This window comes from Delftia sp. UME58, assembly GCF_014170385.1.
In the GTDB taxonomy this organism is placed as follows: domain Bacteria; phylum Pseudomonadota; class Gammaproteobacteria; order Burkholderiales; family Burkholderiaceae_C; genus Comamonas; species Comamonas acidovorans.
This window is the reverse complement of the sequence record NZ_LZZV01000003.1, coordinates 94,172-109,711: the sequence shown is the minus strand read 5'-3', so window position 1 is coordinate 109,711 and position 15,540 is coordinate 94,172. Positions and strand designations below refer to the sequence as shown.

The following is a 15,540-nucleotide window of genomic DNA, read 5'->3' as shown; positions in this document are numbered from 1 at the left end:
GCGCACCCCGTAGTCCTTCTTCAGGACATCGATCACCGCCTCGAACAGTTGGGCCTTCTCGTTGGCTTCGCGAAGCTGGACTTCGAGGGCCTTGATCTTCTGCTCGGGAGTCAGCGGTGCAGCAGGTGCAGATGAGGGCTTCTTGATCGGTACTGGCATGGCAAGCCCGGATGATGCCGAACTCCAGTTTTGGCGACCATGCTTGCGCAGCCACACCAACACGGTCGAACGGCCCTGGATGCCGTAGCGCTCCTGGGCCTGTTTGTACGTGAGATCGCCTTTTTCCACCTGATCGACCACCGACAGCTTAAAAGCCAGCGTGTAGTCCCGCTGCGTGCGTTTGACCCTTGATTCCATTGACTTGCCTTTTCTGAGAGGAAAAGGTGTCAACCCAGGTCAGGACGGGTCAAAGCAATGAAAAAAGCCGGAACATGTTCCGGCTTTTGCTTTCGGGTGGCAGTGATCACTTCACCGGGGTGACGGTGGCGCCCGCGGGGGTGGAAAGGCTGCTTTCCGAGGGGCTGGTGGGAGCGCTGGCTGCGGCGGCCTTGCCGGAGTCGTCGGTGACCACGGGGGCGGACTGGGGCTGCATGCGGGCCAGTTCGTCCTCGGAGATGACTTCCACCACGCGCACGACCTTGGTCACGTCGTTGATGCCGCGTGCAATCTCGGCGCCGCGCCTGGCTTCGCGCGGGGTGACGATGCCCATCAGGAAGACGACCTTGTTCTCGGTCACGACCTTGAAGGCCGAGGCCTGGATGTCCTTGGCGTCCAGCAGGCTGGCCTTGACCTGGGTGGTGATCAGCGTGTCCTTGGAACGCTGGCTCAGCGTGGAGGTGAAGGGGGCCACCACCACTTCGTTGAAGACATTGCGCACCGTAGTCTGCTCGCGCACGATCTTCTCGATGGTCTGGCGGTCCGCCTCGTTGCCGGCCTCGCCGGTCAGCAGCACCTGGCGGTTGTAGCTGGTGACGTTGACATGGGCCTTGTCGCCCAGCACCTCGGCGATGCGGTTGTTGGCGCGCAGCTCGATGCCCTGGTCTTCCACCTGGGTGCCGGTGGTGCGGCGGTCCGCCACCGACATGCCGGCCATCACGGCGCTGCCGCCCACCAGGGCGACGCAGCCCGACAGGGCGGCGCCCAGGGACGCGACGGCGAGCACGGCGCAGGCGGCGCGGGACCAACGGAACTTCATAAAGGCATCTCCTGTTCACCCAGAAGTTGGGCATCCACGCCGTCGCACAGGCAGTGCAGCACCAGCGTATGGGTTTCGCGCACGCGCGCCGCACGGTCGTGCGGCACGCAGATCAGAACATCGGTCTCGCGCACGCGGCCGGCCAGGGAGCCGCCCGTGCGGCCGGTCAGCACCACGGCCATCATGTCGCGCTCATGGGCGGCATCCAGTGCTTCGAGCACGGCCACGTCGTTGCCCGTGGCGGACAGCACCAGCAGCAGGTCGCCGGGCTGGCCCAGGGCGCGTATCTGGCGCGCCAGGTACTGGGTGGCGTTGCCGCCCGAGCCCGTGGCGCCCACGGTGCCCAGCAGGCCGCCGTCGGAGACCAGGGCCACGGCAGCCAGCTCGGGCCGGTCGCGCTCGAAGCCGGCCACGCACAGGGCGGCGAAGAGTTGGGCATCGCTGGCAGAGGCGCCCGCGCCGCAGGCCAGGACCTTGCCGCCACTGGTCACGCAGGCCAGCATGGCCTGCACTGCCGCCGCAATGGGCTGGCTCAGCGCCTGGGCGGCCTGGTATTTCAGGTCGGCGCTGTCGATGAAATGCTGTTGGATACGTTGCTCAAGCATGGAGGCCCGATGATAACTGCCGCCCTTGAAGTCTTTCGTAGCCAGGCGTTATTTGTGCTGCACCGGTAACGGATCAGGCGCCTTCGGCGTCAAAGGCGGCCTGGAGCCACTGCACGCCCGGCCCTGCGCCCGGATGGCCGGTGCTGCCGGGCTCGACCAGCACCACGTCGAAGCGGCAAGGCGGCGGCGCGGACCATCGCATCAGGTAGTGGCGCGCCGCAAATACGATGCGCCGCTGCTTGGTGGCGCCGATGCTGGCGCCGGCACCGCCGAAGGCACGCGTTCCCCGGCTGCGCACCTCGACGAAGACCACGGTGCCGTCGCGCGCCTGCACGATGAGGTCGATCTCGCCGCCGCCGCGGCCCGGCGTCCGATAATTGCGCTCGACCAGACGCAGGCCGGCCGCCTGCAGATGGGCCAGCGCCGCATCCTCGGCCTGCTGGCCCCGGTGCCGGGTCGTGAGGGCAGACGGCCCCGCGCCTGCCGGCTTTTTCGCAAGGAAACCCATTGACTACCTCTTTCGCCACCGCGCTGGGCGCAGCCAAGGATGCTGCGGCATCCCAGCATTATCCGCAGGGCGCCCTCTACGTGGTGGCCACTCCCATCGGCAACCTGGCCGACATCAGCCTGCGCGCCCTGCATGTGCTGCAGCTGGTGGACTGCGTGGCCTGCGAGGACACGCGCCACACGCAGGGCCTGCTGCGCTCCTATGGACTGGACCGGCCCGGCAGCCAGCTGCTGGCCGTGCACCAGCACAACGAGGCCGAGGCGGCCCAGCAGATCGTGGCGCGGCTGCAGCAGGGCCAGCGCATCGCCTATGTCAGCGACGCGGGCACGCCCGGCGTCAGCGACCCCGGCGCACGACTGTGCGCAGCCGTGCAGGCCGCGGGCCTGCGCTGCATTCCGCTGCCCGGCGCCAGCAGCATCACGGCCGCCATCAGCGTGGCCGGAGCGGTCACGCCTTCGCAGGGCGAGGCAGGGTTCGTATTCGCGGGCTTTCTGCCCACCAAGTCGGCCGAGCGCCTGGCCGCCGTGCAGCAACTGGCACTGCAGCCGCGCTGCACCGTGCTGCTGGAAGCCCCCCACCGCATTGCCGACCTGGCCGCCGCCCTGGCCACGCTGGGCGAGCGCCCGGTGACGCTGGCACGCGAGATCACCAAGCAGTTCGAGGACATTGCCACCATGCCCGCCAGCGCGCTGCCGGCCTGGCTGCAGGCCGTGCCCCAGCGCAGCAAGGGCGAATTCGCCGTGGTGCTGCACCCTGTGGCCCTGGGTGGCGATGAGGCCGACGCCGACGCCCTGCGCGTGCTGCGCCTGCTGCTGGCCGAACTGCCCACCAAGACCGCCGTGCGCCTGGCCGCCGAGATCACGGGCGCACCGCGCAACCGCCTCTATGACGCCGCGCTGGCGATCAAGCAGGCCGCCGAGGAGGACGGCGACGCGGATTGATCAGGCATACGCGAGGCCGGTGGCCACGCCGCCGAACAGGTCGCCCTCGACCTGCGGCACGCCGGGGAAGGCATCGCGCAGCGCATCGCGCAGCGTGCGCAGGGCCGATGAGCCGCCCGTGAGGTAGATGGCGTCCAGCGCCTGGGGCGCCACGCCGGCCAGGCGCAGGCAGTCCTGGGCGCAGGCCACGACCTGTTGCAGCGGGCCTTGCAGCTGCTCGTGCAGCACCTCGGGCGAGATGGCGGCGGACAGGCCCGATTCCAGCCAGCCCAGCTCGATGGCCGCTTCGGCATGGCGCGTGGAGGCCTCGATCTTGGCCTGCTCCACCACGGCGGCCAGGCGGTGGCCTTCGCGCAGTTCCAGCACTTCCATCAGGCGCTTGTGCAGGCGCTGGTCGCTGTAGTCGGTGCGCAGGTTGCGCGCCTCGGCCAGGGCCTTGGGCGAGTACAGCCACTGGATCAGGTGCCAGGTCGAGAGGTCGAAGAACACGCGGCTGGGCACTTCGCGGCCGCTGGGGCCGGTGTGGCGGTAGCCCAGCAGCGGCATGAGCTGGGCCAGATTGAGCCGGTGGTCGAAGTCCGTGCCGCCGATGTGCACGCCGCTGGTGGCAAGGATGTCGTCGCGGCGATCGCTGCGGCCGGCCTGCTCGGGGCCCAGGCGCACGACGGTGAAGTCGGAGGTACCGCCGCCGATGTCCACCACCAGCACCACGGATTCCTGCGTGAGGCGCTGCTCGTAGTCCAGCGCGGCGGCAATGGGCTCCATCTGGAAATCGACTTCGCCCAGGCCTGCGGCGCGCGCGGCATCGGCCAGGGCCTGCTGGGCCTGGCGGTCGCGCTCGGGGTGGTCGTCCACGAAATGCACGGGCCGGCCCAGCACCACGCGCTCGGGCAGGCGGCCGTCCAGCGAGGCACGTGCCCGGTCGGCCACGCGTCGCAGGAAAAGGCCGATGATGTCCTGGTAGCTCACGAACTGGTCGTGCACAGCCGTCTTTTCCTGCAGCAGCGCACTGCCCAGCAGGCTTTTGAGGGAGCGCATGAGCCGGCCCGGCTCGCCGTCCAGGTACTGGGCCATGGCGTCGCGCCCGAAATGGGTGCTGTGCTCGTCCGTATGGAAGAACAGTGCCGTGGGCATGCCGCAGGCTTCGCCCTCCAGCGGCAGCAGGCGTGCGGCCTGGCCGGGGGCGCGCCAGGCCATGGCGGAGTTGGAGGTACCGAAATCTATGCCCAGCGTGGCAGGAGTGGAAGCAGTCGTCATGGCAAGCAGCGCCGCGCCACGGCGCCCCTCAAGGAAGGCCGCGGCTGCAACGAAAACGCCCACCGGGGTGGGCATGGGTGTCAGCGGGGCGCCATTCTAGCGCCCACGCATTTCGCCTAGGCGGCGGCGGTTTCCCTGGCCGGGGAAGCCTGGGCCAGCACGATGCGCGCGCCATGCGTGGCGGTCTCGTCCAGCGCCAGCGCAGACGCGGGCTGGCGTACCTCCAGCTCGATGGCATAAGGGCCTTCACCGCGCGTGGCCAGACGGTGGCCCAGGGTGCCCGTGGCAACGCCCTGGGCGGGAGCAGCCAGCACCAGCGCGGTGGCGCCCAGCCTCAGCGATGCGCGGTAGGCGCTGCCGTCGTCCGACAGCCGGGCCTCGCCAATGCCGGCGCCCTCGCCCAGCAGCGCGCGCCAGCGTTCCAGGCTGGCGCGCAGGTCATGCACGGCCACATGCAGGCGCGCCACGCCGGCCGCGCCATTGGCATGCACGCGCGCCCCGCCCTCGGGCACGCGCAGGGCGCGCGGCGTGAGGTCACCGCAGAGAAAGGGCAGGTCCTGGCTGCGGGCGCGTGCATTGCGCCAGCGCAGCTGGGCACCGTCGGGCCGCAGGCGGCCGCCTTCGTAGGGCGCCTCGTAGTCCAGGCCGCGCGCCTGGGCGGCGGCAACCACGGCGCCGGTCTCGGTGGGCAGCAGCGCGAAATCGACAATGCCCTCGCCATGGCGCTGCAGCTGCTGCCACCAGCGCTCCTCGGGCGCGGGTGCGCGCCAGGCGATGAGTTCGAAATAGGCGCCGTCGGCAAACACCACCAGGGCGTTGTGCGTGGAGCGGCCCGGATGCTCGCCGCCGCGCAGCACGTTGAAGCCCAGCGCGGTGTAGTCGGCAATGGTGCGTTCCAGGTCCTGGACCGCGATGACGATGTGGTCGAGTGGCAGGGTCATGACGGGGCGCTTTCTGCAAGAGGCTGCGAGAGGTTCAGGCCGCCAGGCGCGCGGCGGCGCTGGAGTCGGTGTGGCGCACTTCGGCGCGGATGTTCTGCGGATTGCGCAGCAGGTTGAGGATGGGGCAGGTGCGCTCCACGGCCTCGAACAGCGCATCGATCTCGGCGCGGCTGGCGGGCGAGTCGATGTGCACGGTGTAGCCGATCTCATGCGGCCAGACGGGCGTGGCCTCGTGGCCGGGCTTGCCGCCGCGCGGGTCGATGATGCCCGTGACCTCGACCTCCAGGCTCTCCACGGGCACCTGGCGCTCGGCCGCCTGGATCAGAAAGATGTGGGTCACGCAGGTGCCCAGCACGCCCAGCTGCAGCTCGGGCGAGCTGGGGCCGAGGTTGTAGCCCGCGAAGTCGGGCGGGCTGTCGCTGATGACCTGGTGCTCGCGGATGCGCAGGCGGCGTACGCCGCTGCGGCCCTCGGCGCGCACATGGGCCTTGAGGTGGGCGGGCTGTGCCGTGCCGGCCGCGACGGCGGCGCTGCGGGCGAGCACGGCGGCGCGCTTTTCGGCGAGGTATTCGTTGAGATGGCTCATGGACGGGCTTTCGGTGAAGGAAGTACCAGCCCATTGTTGGGACCGCCGCATGCGCGGCAAACAAACGAATCCGTCTGCGCTTATGCACTGGGCAGATATGCGGGAGCTCCCATCCCTTAGTCGTTTTCCAAATAACGATGCAACTCGATATATGAGCACAAATATTTGGCATCGATAGCATGAAAAACATGGAGCCGGTCCTGTGGCCGGCAGTCTTGTTTTTCAGCGCCCCAGCGGCGGCGAGGTACGAACGTGTTTTCCCAATCGAAGGCGGGTCAGGTGGCATGGAAGGCCGCGATAGCGGTATTGGCGGGCAGCAGCCTGCTGCTGGCGGCGTGCTCCCGGCAGGCGGACACGGCCCAGGCCGGCGCATCGTCTGGCCCTGTGGAAGGCGGCACCCTGGTCTATCTGGAGCAGCAGGCCCATACCAACCTCTATCCGCCGGCCGGGGGCTTCTACCCCAATGGCGGCGTGCTCAACCAGATCACCGACAAGCTGACCTACCAGGACCCGAAGACGCTGGAGATCCAGCCCTGGATCGCCGAGTCCTGGACGGTGAATGCCGACGCTACCGAGTACCGTTTCAAGCTGCGGCCCGGCGTCACCTTCTCCGATGGCACACCGCTGGACGCGGCGGCCGTGGCGCGCAACTTCGACACCTACGGCCTGGGCAACAAGGCGCTCAAGCAGCCCGTGTCCGAGGTGATCAACAACTACGAGCGCAGCGAGGTGGTCGACCCGCTGACGGTGAAGTTCTTCTTCAGGAAGCCTTCACCGGGCTTCCTGCAGGGCACCTCGGTGATCGGCTCGGGCCTGGTCTCGCCGGCCACGCTGGACCGCCCCTTCGAGGAGCTGGGCGATGCCACCCGCATCATCGGCTCCGGTCCCTTCGTGGTGGCCAGCGAGACGCTGGGCAAGGAACTGGTGCTCAAGGTGCGCAAGGACTATGCCTGGGGTCCTGCAAAGCTGGCCCACCAGGGCCGCGCGCGGCTGGACGAGGTGAAGTTCATCGTCACGCCCGAGGACAGCGTGCGCATCGGCGCGCTGCTGGCCGGGCAGGCCGGGCTGATCCGCCAGATCCAGGCCTATGACGAAAAGCGCGTCGAGGACCAGAAGTTCAGCATCTACGCCCCGCCCACGCGCGGTGTGAACAACAGCGTGGCCATCCGCCCGGACAACGCCCTGGTGGCCGACCTCAAGGTGCGCCAGGCCCTGCTGCATGGCACCAACACCAAGGAGATCGTGGAGACGCTGTTCTCGCCGCGCTATCCGCAGGCGCGCTCGGTGATTGCCTCCACGGCGGCCGGCTTCGTGGACCTGTCGGCCAAGCTGGCCTATGACGAGGCCAAGGCGAAACAGCTGCTGGACGAGGCCGGCTGGACGCTGGGCACCAACGGCCTGCGCCAGAAGGACGGCCGCGATTTTGTGCTGTCCACCTACGAGTCCCTGCCCCAGCCGCAGAACAAGGAGACGCTGCAGCTCGTGGCCCAGCAGTGGGCGCGCATCGGGGTCAAGCTCAACGTGCTGTCGGGCGACGCGGGCAGCCGCGCCGTGGACACGCTGGACCCCGACAAGACCGGCGTGCTGCCCGGCATGGTGGGCCGCGCCGATCCCGACGTGATCAAGAGCAACTACTACCCGACCAACCGCAACGTGCTGCTGCAAAAGGGCGGCGTGAGCCAGAAGGTCAAGTCCTTCGAGGACACCAAGCTCAACGGCCTGTTCGACGCCATCGCGGCCGAGACCGATGCCGCCAGGCGCCTGGCGCTGGCCGGCGAGGTGCAGAACTACCTGATCGACCAGGCCTATGTGATTCCCATCTTCGAGGAGCCCCAGGCCTTTGCAGGCGCGGGCTGGGTGCGCGACGTGGGCTTCGAGGCCGTGGGCCGGCCCAGCTTCTACAGCACCTGGCTGGCCAGGCGCTGAACGGAACGTCCCCTGAGGAACCGCTCCATGCCGCGCCGCTATCTGCTCAGCCGCATCGCCCAGGCCGCCCTGGTGCTGTGGGCGGCCTTCACGGTCTCGTTCATCCTGCTGCAGCTGCTGCCGGGCGACGCCGTGCTGATCAAGTTCCTGAACCCCGAGCTGGGCCTGGGCCCGCAGGAGATCGCCGACATCCGCGCCGCCTACGGCTCGGACCAGCCCGTGTGGCAGCAGTACCTGCACACGCTGGGCCAGTTCCTCACGGGCCATTTCGGCTATTCGCTGCAGGCCGGCGTGCCGGTGAGCCAGGGCCTGGCCACCAGCCTGCCGCCCACGCTCAGGCTCGCCGCCCTGGGCTTTGCCGCAGCCGCGCTGCTGGCCGTGGCGCTGGCGGCGGCTGCCAGCCTGGCGCCCTTTGCCTGGCTGCGCAACGCGCTGTATTCGCTGCCTTCGGTCTTTGTCTCGGTGCCCGTGTTCTGGCTGGGGATCATGCTGATCCAGGTGGTGTCGTTCCGCCTGGGCTGGATTGCCGTGATCAATCCCGGCCCCTGGGAAGGACTGGTGCTGCCCACGCTGACCCTGGCCGTGCCGATCTCGGCGCCGCTGGCCCAGGTGCTGCTGCGCAATATCGACGCCGTGCTGGCCCAGCCCTTCGTGGCCGTGGCGCGGGCCAAGGGCGCCTCGCGCCGCTGGGTGCTGCTGCGCCATGTGGCACGCAATGCCCTGCTGCCCACGCTGACCATTGCCGGCGTGCTGTTCGGCGAGCTGCTGGCCGGCGCCGTGGTGACGGAGGCCGTGTTCGGCCTCAACGGCCTGGGCACGCTGACCCAGCAGGCCGTGGGCAACCAGGACACGGCCGTGCTCCAGGCCGTGGTGGTCGTCTCGGCAGCGGCCTTCGTACTCATCAACCTCGCCGTGGATCTGCTGTACCCGCTGCTTGATCCGCGCCTGCGCCATTCCGTGGAGAACCGGCCATGAACACCGCCGTCTCAAGCGCTCTTTCCCCGGCCCTGGATGCCCAGGCCGCGCCCGCCACTCCCATTCCCATTCCCATTCCCATTCCCATTCCCACGGCGCTGCCAGCGTCGTCCCCGGCCTCTGCGCCAGCCGCCCCGCGCCGCAGCTTCGCCTTGCCGGCCCGCCTGCAATCCCTGAAACGCCTGCCGCCCACGCTGGCCCTGGCCTGGCTGGTGATTGCCGTGGCCGCGCTGTGGGCGCTGGCGCCCGGCTGGTTCGCTCACCAGAACCCGATCGCGGGCCAGGCCGGCCAGCAGCTGCTGGCGCCCAGCGCCGCGCACTGGCTGGGCACGGACGCGCTGGGGCGCGACCTGTGGGCACGCGTGGTGCACGGCGCCGTGCATTCGCTGTCGGGCGCCTTCGTGGCCGTGGGCGTGGGCCTGGCCGTGGGCACGCTGATCGGCCTGCTGGCCGGGGCCACGGGCGGGCGCACGGAAGATGCGCTGATGCGCCTGGTCGATGTGCTGCTGGCCGTGCCTTCGCTGCTGCTGTCTCTGACCATCATCATCGTGCTGGGCTTTGGCACCATCAACGCGGCCATTGCCGTGGGCGTGGTCTCGGTGGCCAGCTTCGCGCGCCTGGTGCGCTCGGAGGTAGTGCGCGTGCGCCGCTCCGACTACGTGGAGGCCGCCTTCGGCAGCGGCGGGCGCTTTGCCGCCGTGCTGTGGCGCCATGTGCTGCCCAACTCGCTGACGTCGGTCATCGCCATGGCGGCGCTGCAATTCGGCTCGGCGATCCTGGCGATTTCCACGCTGGGTTTTCTGGGCTACGGCGCGCCGCCGCCCACGCCCGAATGGGGGCTGCTGATCGCCGAGGGCCGCAACTACATCGCCACCGCCTGGTGGCTGACCACGGCGCCGGGCCTGATCGTGGTGGCCGTGGTGCTGGCGGCCAACCGCATCGCCACGGCCTTTGCGCGGAGGCCTGCATGAGCGCCGCCATCGAGGAAGGCATCCACGCCGCACCAGCGGTGGCAACCACCGCCCCCGTGCTCGAAGTGCAGGACCTGGCCGTGGCCTACCGCGATGCCGCAGGCCGGGCGCAGCGCGTGGTGCACGGCGTGTCGTTTTCCGTGGCGCCGGGCGAAGTGGTGGCCCTGGTCGGCGAATCGGGCTCGGGCAAGACCACCACGGCCCAGGCCGTGATCGGCCTTTTGGCCGACAACGGCCAGCGCGAGCACGGCAGCATCCGCCTGCAGGGCACCGAGGTCTCGGGCTGGCCGGCCGCGCGCTGGAACGCCATCCGTGGCCGCGTGGTCAGCCTGGTGCCGCAGGACCCCACCATGTCGCTGAACCCCGTGCGCACGGTGGGCGACCAGGTGGGCGAGATCCTGCGCATCCACGGACTGCGCGACCGCACGGCCGTGGAGGCGCGCGTGCTGGAGCTGCTGGCCCGCGTGGGCCTGTCCCAGCCCGCGCTGCGCGCACGCCAGTATCCGCACGAACTGTCGGGCGGCATGCGCCAGCGCGTGCTGATCGCCATCGCCATCGCGCTGCAGCCCGCCCTCATCATTGCCGACGAGCCCACCAGCGCGCTGGACGTGACCGTGCAGCGGCGCATCCTGGACCTGATCGACGCGCTGCGCCGCGAAACCGGCACGGCCGTGCTGCTGGTCACGCATGACCTGGGCGTGGCGGCCGACCGCTCGCACCGCCTGGTCGTCATGCAGGGCGGCCGCATCCAGGAGCAGGGCCCCACGCTGGAGCTGCTGCGCAATCCGCAAAGCGCCTACACGCGGCGGCTGCTGGCCGATGCGCCTTCGCTGGCGCCGGCACCACGCCGCACGCCCAGGCCCGCCACGGCCGATGACTGGGCCATCGAGGTCGAGGACCTGGTGCACGAGTTCGCGGCCCCCGGCCATGCCTCCGCCCACGGGCGCGGCATCTTCCGTGCCGTGGACGGAGTCTCGCTGCGCGTGCGCCGGGGCAGCACGCATGCCATCGTGGGCGAGTCGGGCTCGGGCAAGACCACCACCATCCGCAGCATTGTGGGCCTGGGCCGCCCCACGGCGGGCCGCATCCGCATCGAAGGCACCGAGGTCACGGGCCTGCGCGGCGAGGCCCTGCGCCAGCTGCGCCGCCGCGTGCAGCTGGTCTACCAGAACCCATTCAGTTCTCTGGACCCGCGCCAGAGCGTGTTCGACATCATCGAGGAGCCCCTGCTGAACTTCGACCCGCTACCCGCCAGTGAGCGCCGCCGGCGCGTGCACGACATGCTGGAGCGCGTGGGCCTGCCGCCCGCCGTGCTGCAGCGGCGCCCGCATGCGCTGTCGGGCGGCCAGCGCCAGCGTGTGGCGATTGCGCGCGCCCTGGTGCTGCAGCCGCAAGTGCTGGTGCTGGACGAGGCCGTATCGGCCCTGGACGTGACGGTGCAGGCGCAGATCCTGGCCCTGCTCGCCCAGCTGCAGCAGGACCTGGGGCTGACCTATCTCTTCATCTCGCACGACCTTGCCGTGGTGCGCCAGATTGCCGACACGGTGTCGGTGCTGCGCGCGGGCCGGGTGGTGGACGCGGGCAGCGTGGAGGAGGTGTTCCAGCGCCCCACCAGCGACTACACGCGCGAACTCATGGACGCCATTCCCGGCAAAAGGAGCATTGATTTTGTCCCTCACCCCGCCTGATACCAACCGTGGCCACGGCTCCCGCAGCGGCCCGCGCCTGGGCTTCTTCAGCCGTCTGCTCGACGATGTGCCGGCCGGCGAACGCTACCGCCTGGTGGCCGAGCAGATCGCCCATGCCGAGGCCCAGGGCTTCGACTCGGCCTGGGTGGCCCAGCACCATTTCCATGAAAGCGAGGGCGGCCTGCCCTCGCCCTTCGTCTTCCTGGCCCATGTGGCGGCGCGCACGCGGCGCATCCGCATCGGCACGGGCGTGATCACGCTGCCGCTGGAAAACGCGCTGCGCGTGGCCGAGGATGCGGCCGTGCTGGACCTGCTGACCGGCGGCCGCCTGGAAGTGGGCCTGGGCACGGGCGGCACGGCCGAATCCTTCGAGGCCTTTGGCGTGCAGGGCGCCGAGCGCGGCGCCGTCTTCGCACGCAACTTCGGCGTGCTGCAGGACGCCTGGGCCGGGCGTGCGCTGGCCGGCGGCGTGCACCTGTACCCGGCCGCGCCGCAGCTGCTGGAGCGCGTCTGGCAGGCCACGTTCTCGGCCGAGGGCGGCGCGCGGGCCGGTGCCAACGGCGACGGCCTGATGCTGTCGCGCACCCAGCCACGGCCCGAAGGCGCGCCGCAGGCCACGCTGTCCGAGATCCAGAACCCCATCATCGACGCCTACCTCGCCCGCCTGCCCGCAGGGCGGGCGCCGCGCATCCTGGGCTCGCGCACGCTGTTCGTGGCCGACCGCCGAGACGAGGCGTTGCGCTGGGCCGAGGCCGGCCTGCGCCGCGTGGCCCTGCGCCATGCGGCCCAGCCCTCGCAATGGGCGGCCCGCGTCGATCCGCAGGCGCCGCTGGCCGATCTCATCGCCGCCTACGACGTGCATGTGGGCACGCCCGACGAGGTCATCGCCTCGCTGCACGCCGACACGGCGCTGGCGCGCGTGAGCGACATCGTCTTCCAGGTGCATTCCATCGACCCGCCGCATGCCGCCATCCTGCGCTCCATCGAACTGACGGCCGCCCATGTGGCCCCGGCCCTGGGCTGGCGCCGCGCCGATGTGTCCGCCCCAGCGCCCTCTTCCCTCCCCGCAGTCCGTGCCGGACTGCTGCAAGCCGCATGACCATGAACACCACCGTAGCGCCCCGCTTTCCCGGCGACGTGATCGACCACCTCGCCGACATCACCCCCGGCAGCGCCCTGGACCGCGTGCGCCGCCACCGCACCGAGGCACGCACGCAGGCCCAGCAAAGCTTTGCAGCCCTGTTCACGCCCGCCGAGCCCGTGCCCGGCACGGTCTCGCTGCGCGAGCGGCTGGCCCTGGCCGCCTTCACGGCCGGGCTGCATGGCGAGCCACGCAGCGCCGCCTTCTATGCGAAGGCGCTGGCGGCCGAAGATGCGGAACTGGCTGCCGCCGTGGCATCCGAAGTGGTGCGTGGCCGCGCGCAGAGCCTGCAGGCCGGCAGCGGCCCGCATGGTCCCTACGGCAGCTACCCGGCAGGCCCGCTGAGCCGCGAGGACCAGAGCGGCCCCGCCTATGCCGTGGACCCGGCCCACGCCGCACTGCTGGGCGCGCGCCTGGCCGCGGCGCTGGCCCATGCCCACTTGCTGGCCTACCACCCGCGCGACGCCAGCGCCGGGGCCCTGCAGGCGCTGCAACAGGCGGGCTGGAGCGAGACGGACATCGTCATCCTGTCCCAGCTGGCGTCCTTCCTGTCCTTCCAGATCCGCGTGGTGGCGGGGTTGCGCGTGCTGGCTGCACGCCCCGCGCCCCCGGCAGTCCATCAACCCAACACCCTGCAAGCCCAGCCATGACCTCAACGAACTCCGCCGCTCCCCAGGTCTTCACCCAGGATCAGCTCGACTGGCTGCCATGGATTGAGCCACTGGACGAAAGCGAGCTGACCGAACGCCACCATGCAGGCCTGGTCGATGCCTCACGCGCGCAGTCGCCCTACTTCCGCCTGCTGGCGCGCGACCCCGACACGCTGGGCGCGCGCACGCGCACCGACAAGGACATCTTCTACAACCCCGACGCCGGCCTGCCGCGTGCCGAGCGCGAGCTGGCCGCTGCGGCCACCTCGCGCGCCAATGGCTGCATCTACTGCGCCTCGGTCCATGCGCGCTTTGCCACGCACTTCTCGCGCCGGGGCGGCGACGTGCAGCGCCTGCTCGACGAAGGCCCGGGCACGGACCTGGGGCCGCGCTGGAATGCCATCGTCACGGCCGCCGTGGCGCTGACCCAGACCCCGCCTGCGCTGGAGCCCGCCCACATCGATGCGCTGCGCACCGCAGGCCTGGACGATGCCGCCATCTCCGATGTGCTGCACGGCACGGCCTTCTTCAACTGGGCCAACCGGCTCATGCTGTCGCTGGGCGAGCCACGGACCACGGCTTGAGGGCGCACGTCCTCACCACAGGCCCAGCAGCTTCCACCAGGCACTGCCGACCACGGCAAAGATCAGCAGCTCGATCACGCACATGGCCGCACCCACGCGCCACCAGTTGCCCAGCGTGACATAGCCGCTGCCGAAGATGATGGGCGAGGTGCCGGTGGCGTAGTGGGTCAGCGTCATCATGATGGCCGAGCCGGCCGTCATCATCAGCATGAAGGGCACGACATAGTCGGCCGGAATCAGCTGCGCGCCCACGGTCAGGAAGGCCAGCATCATCGCGCTGATGTGGGCCGTGGTGCTGGCGAACAGGTAGTGCGAGAACACGAACACGCCCACCAGGATGGCCGCCACCGACAGCCAGTCCAGGCCGCTGGCGACGATGGCGTTCTTCATTCCCACGGCAAACCAGGACACCACGCCGAGCTTGTTGAGCTGCTCGGCCAGCATGACCAGGGCGCCGAACCAGACCAGGGTGTCCCAGGCGCTCTTTTCGGACAGCACATCATCCCAGTCGATGGTGCCGGTGATGATCAGCACGAACAGGCCCAGGAAGGCCACCACGGTCGGGTCCAGCACGAAGGCCGGGCCGAACAGCATCTGCGGCACGTTGGCCCACAGCAGCAGCATCAGGCCGAAGGTGCCCAGCATCACGCGCTCCTTGCCCGACAGCGGTCCCATGCGGGCCATCTCGCTGCGTGCATATTCCACGGCGTTGGGGGTGGCCTTGAGCTCGGGCGGCGACAGCAGATAGATCACCAGCGGCATCAGCAGCAGGCACAGCAGGCCCGGCAGCAGCATGTACAGCGCCCAGGTGGTCCAGCTCAGGTGCAGGGCCTGGCCCGTGGCCTTGGCCACGAAATCCACCACCAGCGGGTTGGGCGCGGTGGCGGTCAGGAACATGGCCGAGGTGATGGGGTTGGCGTGGTAGTTGACCAGGGCCAGGTAGGTGCCCACCTTGCCCTGCGTGCCCTTGGCCGGGTCCGACTCGAAGGCATTGGCGATGGACTTCATGATCGGGTGCACGATGCCGCCGCCGCGCGCCGTGTTGCTGGGGGTGAACGGTGCCAGCACCAGCTCGCAGATCGCCAGGCCGTAGCCGATGCCGATGGTGCGCTTGCCCAGCAGGGCGATGAACATCAGGCCGATGCGGCTGCCCAGCCCCGTCTTCTTGAGGCCGCGCGAGATCAGGATGGCCACCACGATCAGCCAGATCAGCGGGCTGGAAAAGCTGCTCAGCGCATCGGTGACGGCACCCTTGGACGAGCCGGAGGTGACCTGGGACAGCGAGACGATGACGATGGCCATCAAGGCCATCACGCCAATGGGCATGACCTTGAGGATGATGGCCACGATGGTGGTCAGGAAAATGGCGACCAGCTGCCAGCCCTTGGGCGTCAGCCCCTCGGGCACGGGCACCAGCAGCAGGCCGAACAGCACGGCGGTGGCGATCAGTGCCGGCACCAGCCGGAACGGCACGGCCGCCTTGAAATAGCGGAACAGCGAGGCGATCTTCTCGAGCATGTGGATCCTTTGCGTTGCCGGAGCGGCGCCGAGAGAGCATGGCCTGCCGGGAGC

The 15,540-nt window shown here is 69.9% G+C and carries 15 protein-coding genes and 1 pseudogene; 8 read left to right on the top strand and 8 right to left on the bottom strand.

All coding sequences use genetic code 11. The features are described from left to right. The 4 genes and pseudogenes from A9976_RS00585 to A9976_RS00570 all read right to left on the bottom strand — a co-directional run. Positions 1-357, bottom strand: a pseudogene (locus tag A9976_RS00585) (IS3 family transposase); the annotation flags it as partial. 106 nt (positions 358-463) lie between these two features. Continuing rightward, positions 464-1,195, bottom strand: a complete 732-nt coding sequence (locus tag A9976_RS00580) for a BON domain-containing protein (protein ID WP_183017365.1) — start codon at positions 1,193-1,195, stop codon at positions 464-466. Continuing rightward, positions 1,192-1,800: an SIS domain-containing protein gene (locus tag A9976_RS00575; RefSeq protein WP_012202994.1), complete on the bottom strand. Its 609-nt coding sequence runs from the start codon at positions 1,798-1,800 to the stop codon at positions 1,192-1,194. The genes A9976_RS00580 and A9976_RS00575 overlap by 4 nt, the downstream gene beginning before the upstream one ends. 73 nt (positions 1,801-1,873) lie before the next feature. Next, positions 1,874-2,308, bottom strand: coding sequence for a YraN family protein (locus tag A9976_RS00570; protein ID WP_183017364.1), 435 nt, complete (start codon positions 2,306-2,308; stop codon positions 1,874-1,876). On the opposite strand from A9976_RS00570, the gene rsmI reads away from it, so the two are divergent. Further along, positions 2,308-3,249: a 16S rRNA (cytidine(1402)-2'-O)-methyltransferase gene (rsmI, locus tag A9976_RS00565; RefSeq protein WP_183017363.1), complete on the top strand. Its 942-nt coding sequence runs from the start codon at positions 2,308-2,310 to the stop codon at positions 3,247-3,249. The two genes, A9976_RS00570 and rsmI, sit on opposite strands and share 1 nt — an antisense overlap. Here the strand turns inward: rsmI and A9976_RS00560 are convergent, their stop codons facing one another. The 3 genes from A9976_RS00560 to A9976_RS00550 form a co-directional block, all read right to left on the bottom strand. Then, on the bottom strand, positions 3,250-4,506 hold the full coding sequence (locus A9976_RS00560; RefSeq protein WP_183017362.1) for an Hsp70 family protein: 1,257 nt from the start codon (positions 4,504-4,506) through the stop codon (positions 3,250-3,252). 116 nt (positions 4,507-4,622) lie between these two features. Further along, positions 4,623-5,447, bottom strand: coding sequence for a VOC family protein (locus A9976_RS00555; protein WP_183017361.1), 825 nt, complete (start codon positions 5,445-5,447; stop codon positions 4,623-4,625). A gap of 34 nt (positions 5,448-5,481) precedes the next feature. After that, positions 5,482-6,033: an OsmC family protein gene (locus tag A9976_RS00550; RefSeq protein ID WP_183017360.1), complete on the bottom strand. Its 552-nt coding sequence runs from the start codon at positions 6,031-6,033 to the stop codon at positions 5,482-5,484. Between the two features lie 252 nt (positions 6,034-6,285). On the opposite strand from A9976_RS00550, the gene A9976_RS00545 reads away from it, so the two are divergent. The 7 genes from A9976_RS00545 to A9976_RS00515 are packed head-to-tail and all read left to right on the top strand — an operon-like array spanning position 6,286 to position 13,968. Beyond that, the gene (locus tag A9976_RS00545) at positions 6,286-7,959 is read left to right on the top strand and encodes a TIGR04028 family ABC transporter substrate-binding protein (RefSeq protein WP_183017359.1); all 1,674 of its coding nucleotides are present in this window, start codon (positions 6,286-6,288) and stop codon (positions 7,957-7,959) included. A gap of 27 nt (positions 7,960-7,986) precedes the next feature. Then, the gene (locus A9976_RS00540) at positions 7,987-8,934 is read left to right on the top strand and encodes an ABC transporter permease (protein WP_183017358.1); all 948 of its coding nucleotides are present in this window, start codon (positions 7,987-7,989) and stop codon (positions 8,932-8,934) included. Continuing rightward, on the top strand, positions 8,931-9,905 hold the full coding sequence (locus A9976_RS00535; protein WP_183017357.1) for an ABC transporter permease: 975 nt from the start codon (positions 8,931-8,933) through the stop codon (positions 9,903-9,905). Before A9976_RS00540 ends, A9976_RS00535 begins: the two co-directional genes overlap by 4 nt. After that, positions 9,902-11,593 (top strand): ABC transporter ATP-binding protein, encoded by a 1,692-nt coding sequence (locus A9976_RS00530; RefSeq protein ID WP_183017356.1) that lies wholly within the window; start codon positions 9,902-9,904, stop codon positions 11,591-11,593. Before A9976_RS00535 ends, A9976_RS00530 begins: the two co-directional genes overlap by 4 nt. Next, on the top strand, positions 11,574-12,692 hold the full coding sequence (locus A9976_RS00525) for a putative FMN-dependent luciferase-like monooxygenase (RefSeq protein WP_183017355.1): 1,119 nt from the start codon (positions 11,574-11,576) through the stop codon (positions 12,690-12,692). Before A9976_RS00530 ends, A9976_RS00525 begins: the two co-directional genes overlap by 20 nt. Continuing rightward, positions 12,689-13,384: a CMD domain protein gene (locus A9976_RS00520; RefSeq protein WP_183017354.1), complete on the top strand. Its 696-nt coding sequence runs from the start codon at positions 12,689-12,691 to the stop codon at positions 13,382-13,384. The genes A9976_RS00525 and A9976_RS00520 overlap by 4 nt, the downstream gene beginning before the upstream one ends. Continuing rightward, a complete protein-coding gene (locus A9976_RS00515) occupies positions 13,381-13,968 on the top strand; it encodes an alkylhydroperoxidase domain protein (RefSeq protein WP_183017353.1) in 588 nt (195 codons plus the stop codon). The genes A9976_RS00520 and A9976_RS00515 overlap by 4 nt, the downstream gene beginning before the upstream one ends. Positions 13,969-13,980: 12 nt before the next feature. Here A9976_RS00515 and A9976_RS00510 read toward each other — a convergent pair whose 3' ends face one another. Beyond that, the gene (locus A9976_RS00510; RefSeq protein WP_183017352.1) at positions 13,981-15,486 is read right to left on the bottom strand and encodes a DASS family sodium-coupled anion symporter; all 1,506 of its coding nucleotides are present in this window, start codon (positions 15,484-15,486) and stop codon (positions 13,981-13,983) included. Positions 15,487-15,540: the final 54 nt, after the last annotated feature.

Bases quoted from the DNA above. Each gene is read 5' to 3' on its own strand.
- A9976_RS00530 (WP_183017356.1), top strand. From the start codon at position 9,902: ATGAGCGCCGCCATCGAGGAAGGCATCCACGCCGCACCAGCGGTGGCA.
- A9976_RS00560 (WP_183017362.1), bottom strand. From the start codon at position 4,506: ATGACGACTGCTTCCACTCCTGCCACGCTGGGCATAGATTTCGGTACC.
- A9976_RS00515 (WP_183017353.1), top strand. From the start codon at position 13,381: ATGACCTCAACGAACTCCGCCGCTCCCCAGGTCTTCACCCAGGATCAG.
- A9976_RS00520 (WP_183017354.1), top strand. From the start codon at position 12,689: ATGACCATGAACACCACCGTAGCGCCCCGCTTTCCCGGCGACGTGATC.
- A9976_RS00510 (WP_183017352.1), bottom strand. From the start codon at position 15,486: ATGCTCGAGAAGATCGCCTCGCTGTTCCGCTATTTCAAGGCGGCCGTG.
- A9976_RS00575 (WP_012202994.1), bottom strand. From the start codon at position 1,800: ATGCTTGAGCAACGTATCCAACAGCATTTCATCGACAGCGCCGACCTG.
- A9976_RS00570 (WP_183017364.1), bottom strand. From the start codon at position 2,308: ATGGGTTTCCTTGCGAAAAAGCCGGCAGGCGCGGGGCCGTCTGCCCTC.
- A9976_RS00580 (WP_183017365.1), bottom strand. From the start codon at position 1,195: ATGAAGTTCCGTTGGTCCCGCGCCGCCTGCGCCGTGCTCGCCGTCGCG.
- A9976_RS00550 (WP_183017360.1), bottom strand. From the start codon at position 6,033: ATGAGCCATCTCAACGAATACCTCGCCGAAAAGCGCGCCGCCGTGCTC.
- A9976_RS00540 (WP_183017358.1), top strand. From the start codon at position 7,987: ATGCCGCGCCGCTATCTGCTCAGCCGCATCGCCCAGGCCGCCCTGGTG.
- A9976_RS00535 (WP_183017357.1), top strand. From the start codon at position 8,931: ATGAACACCGCCGTCTCAAGCGCTCTTTCCCCGGCCCTGGATGCCCAG.
- A9976_RS00555 (WP_183017361.1), bottom strand. From the start codon at position 5,447: ATGACCCTGCCACTCGACCACATCGTCATCGCGGTCCAGGACCTGGAA.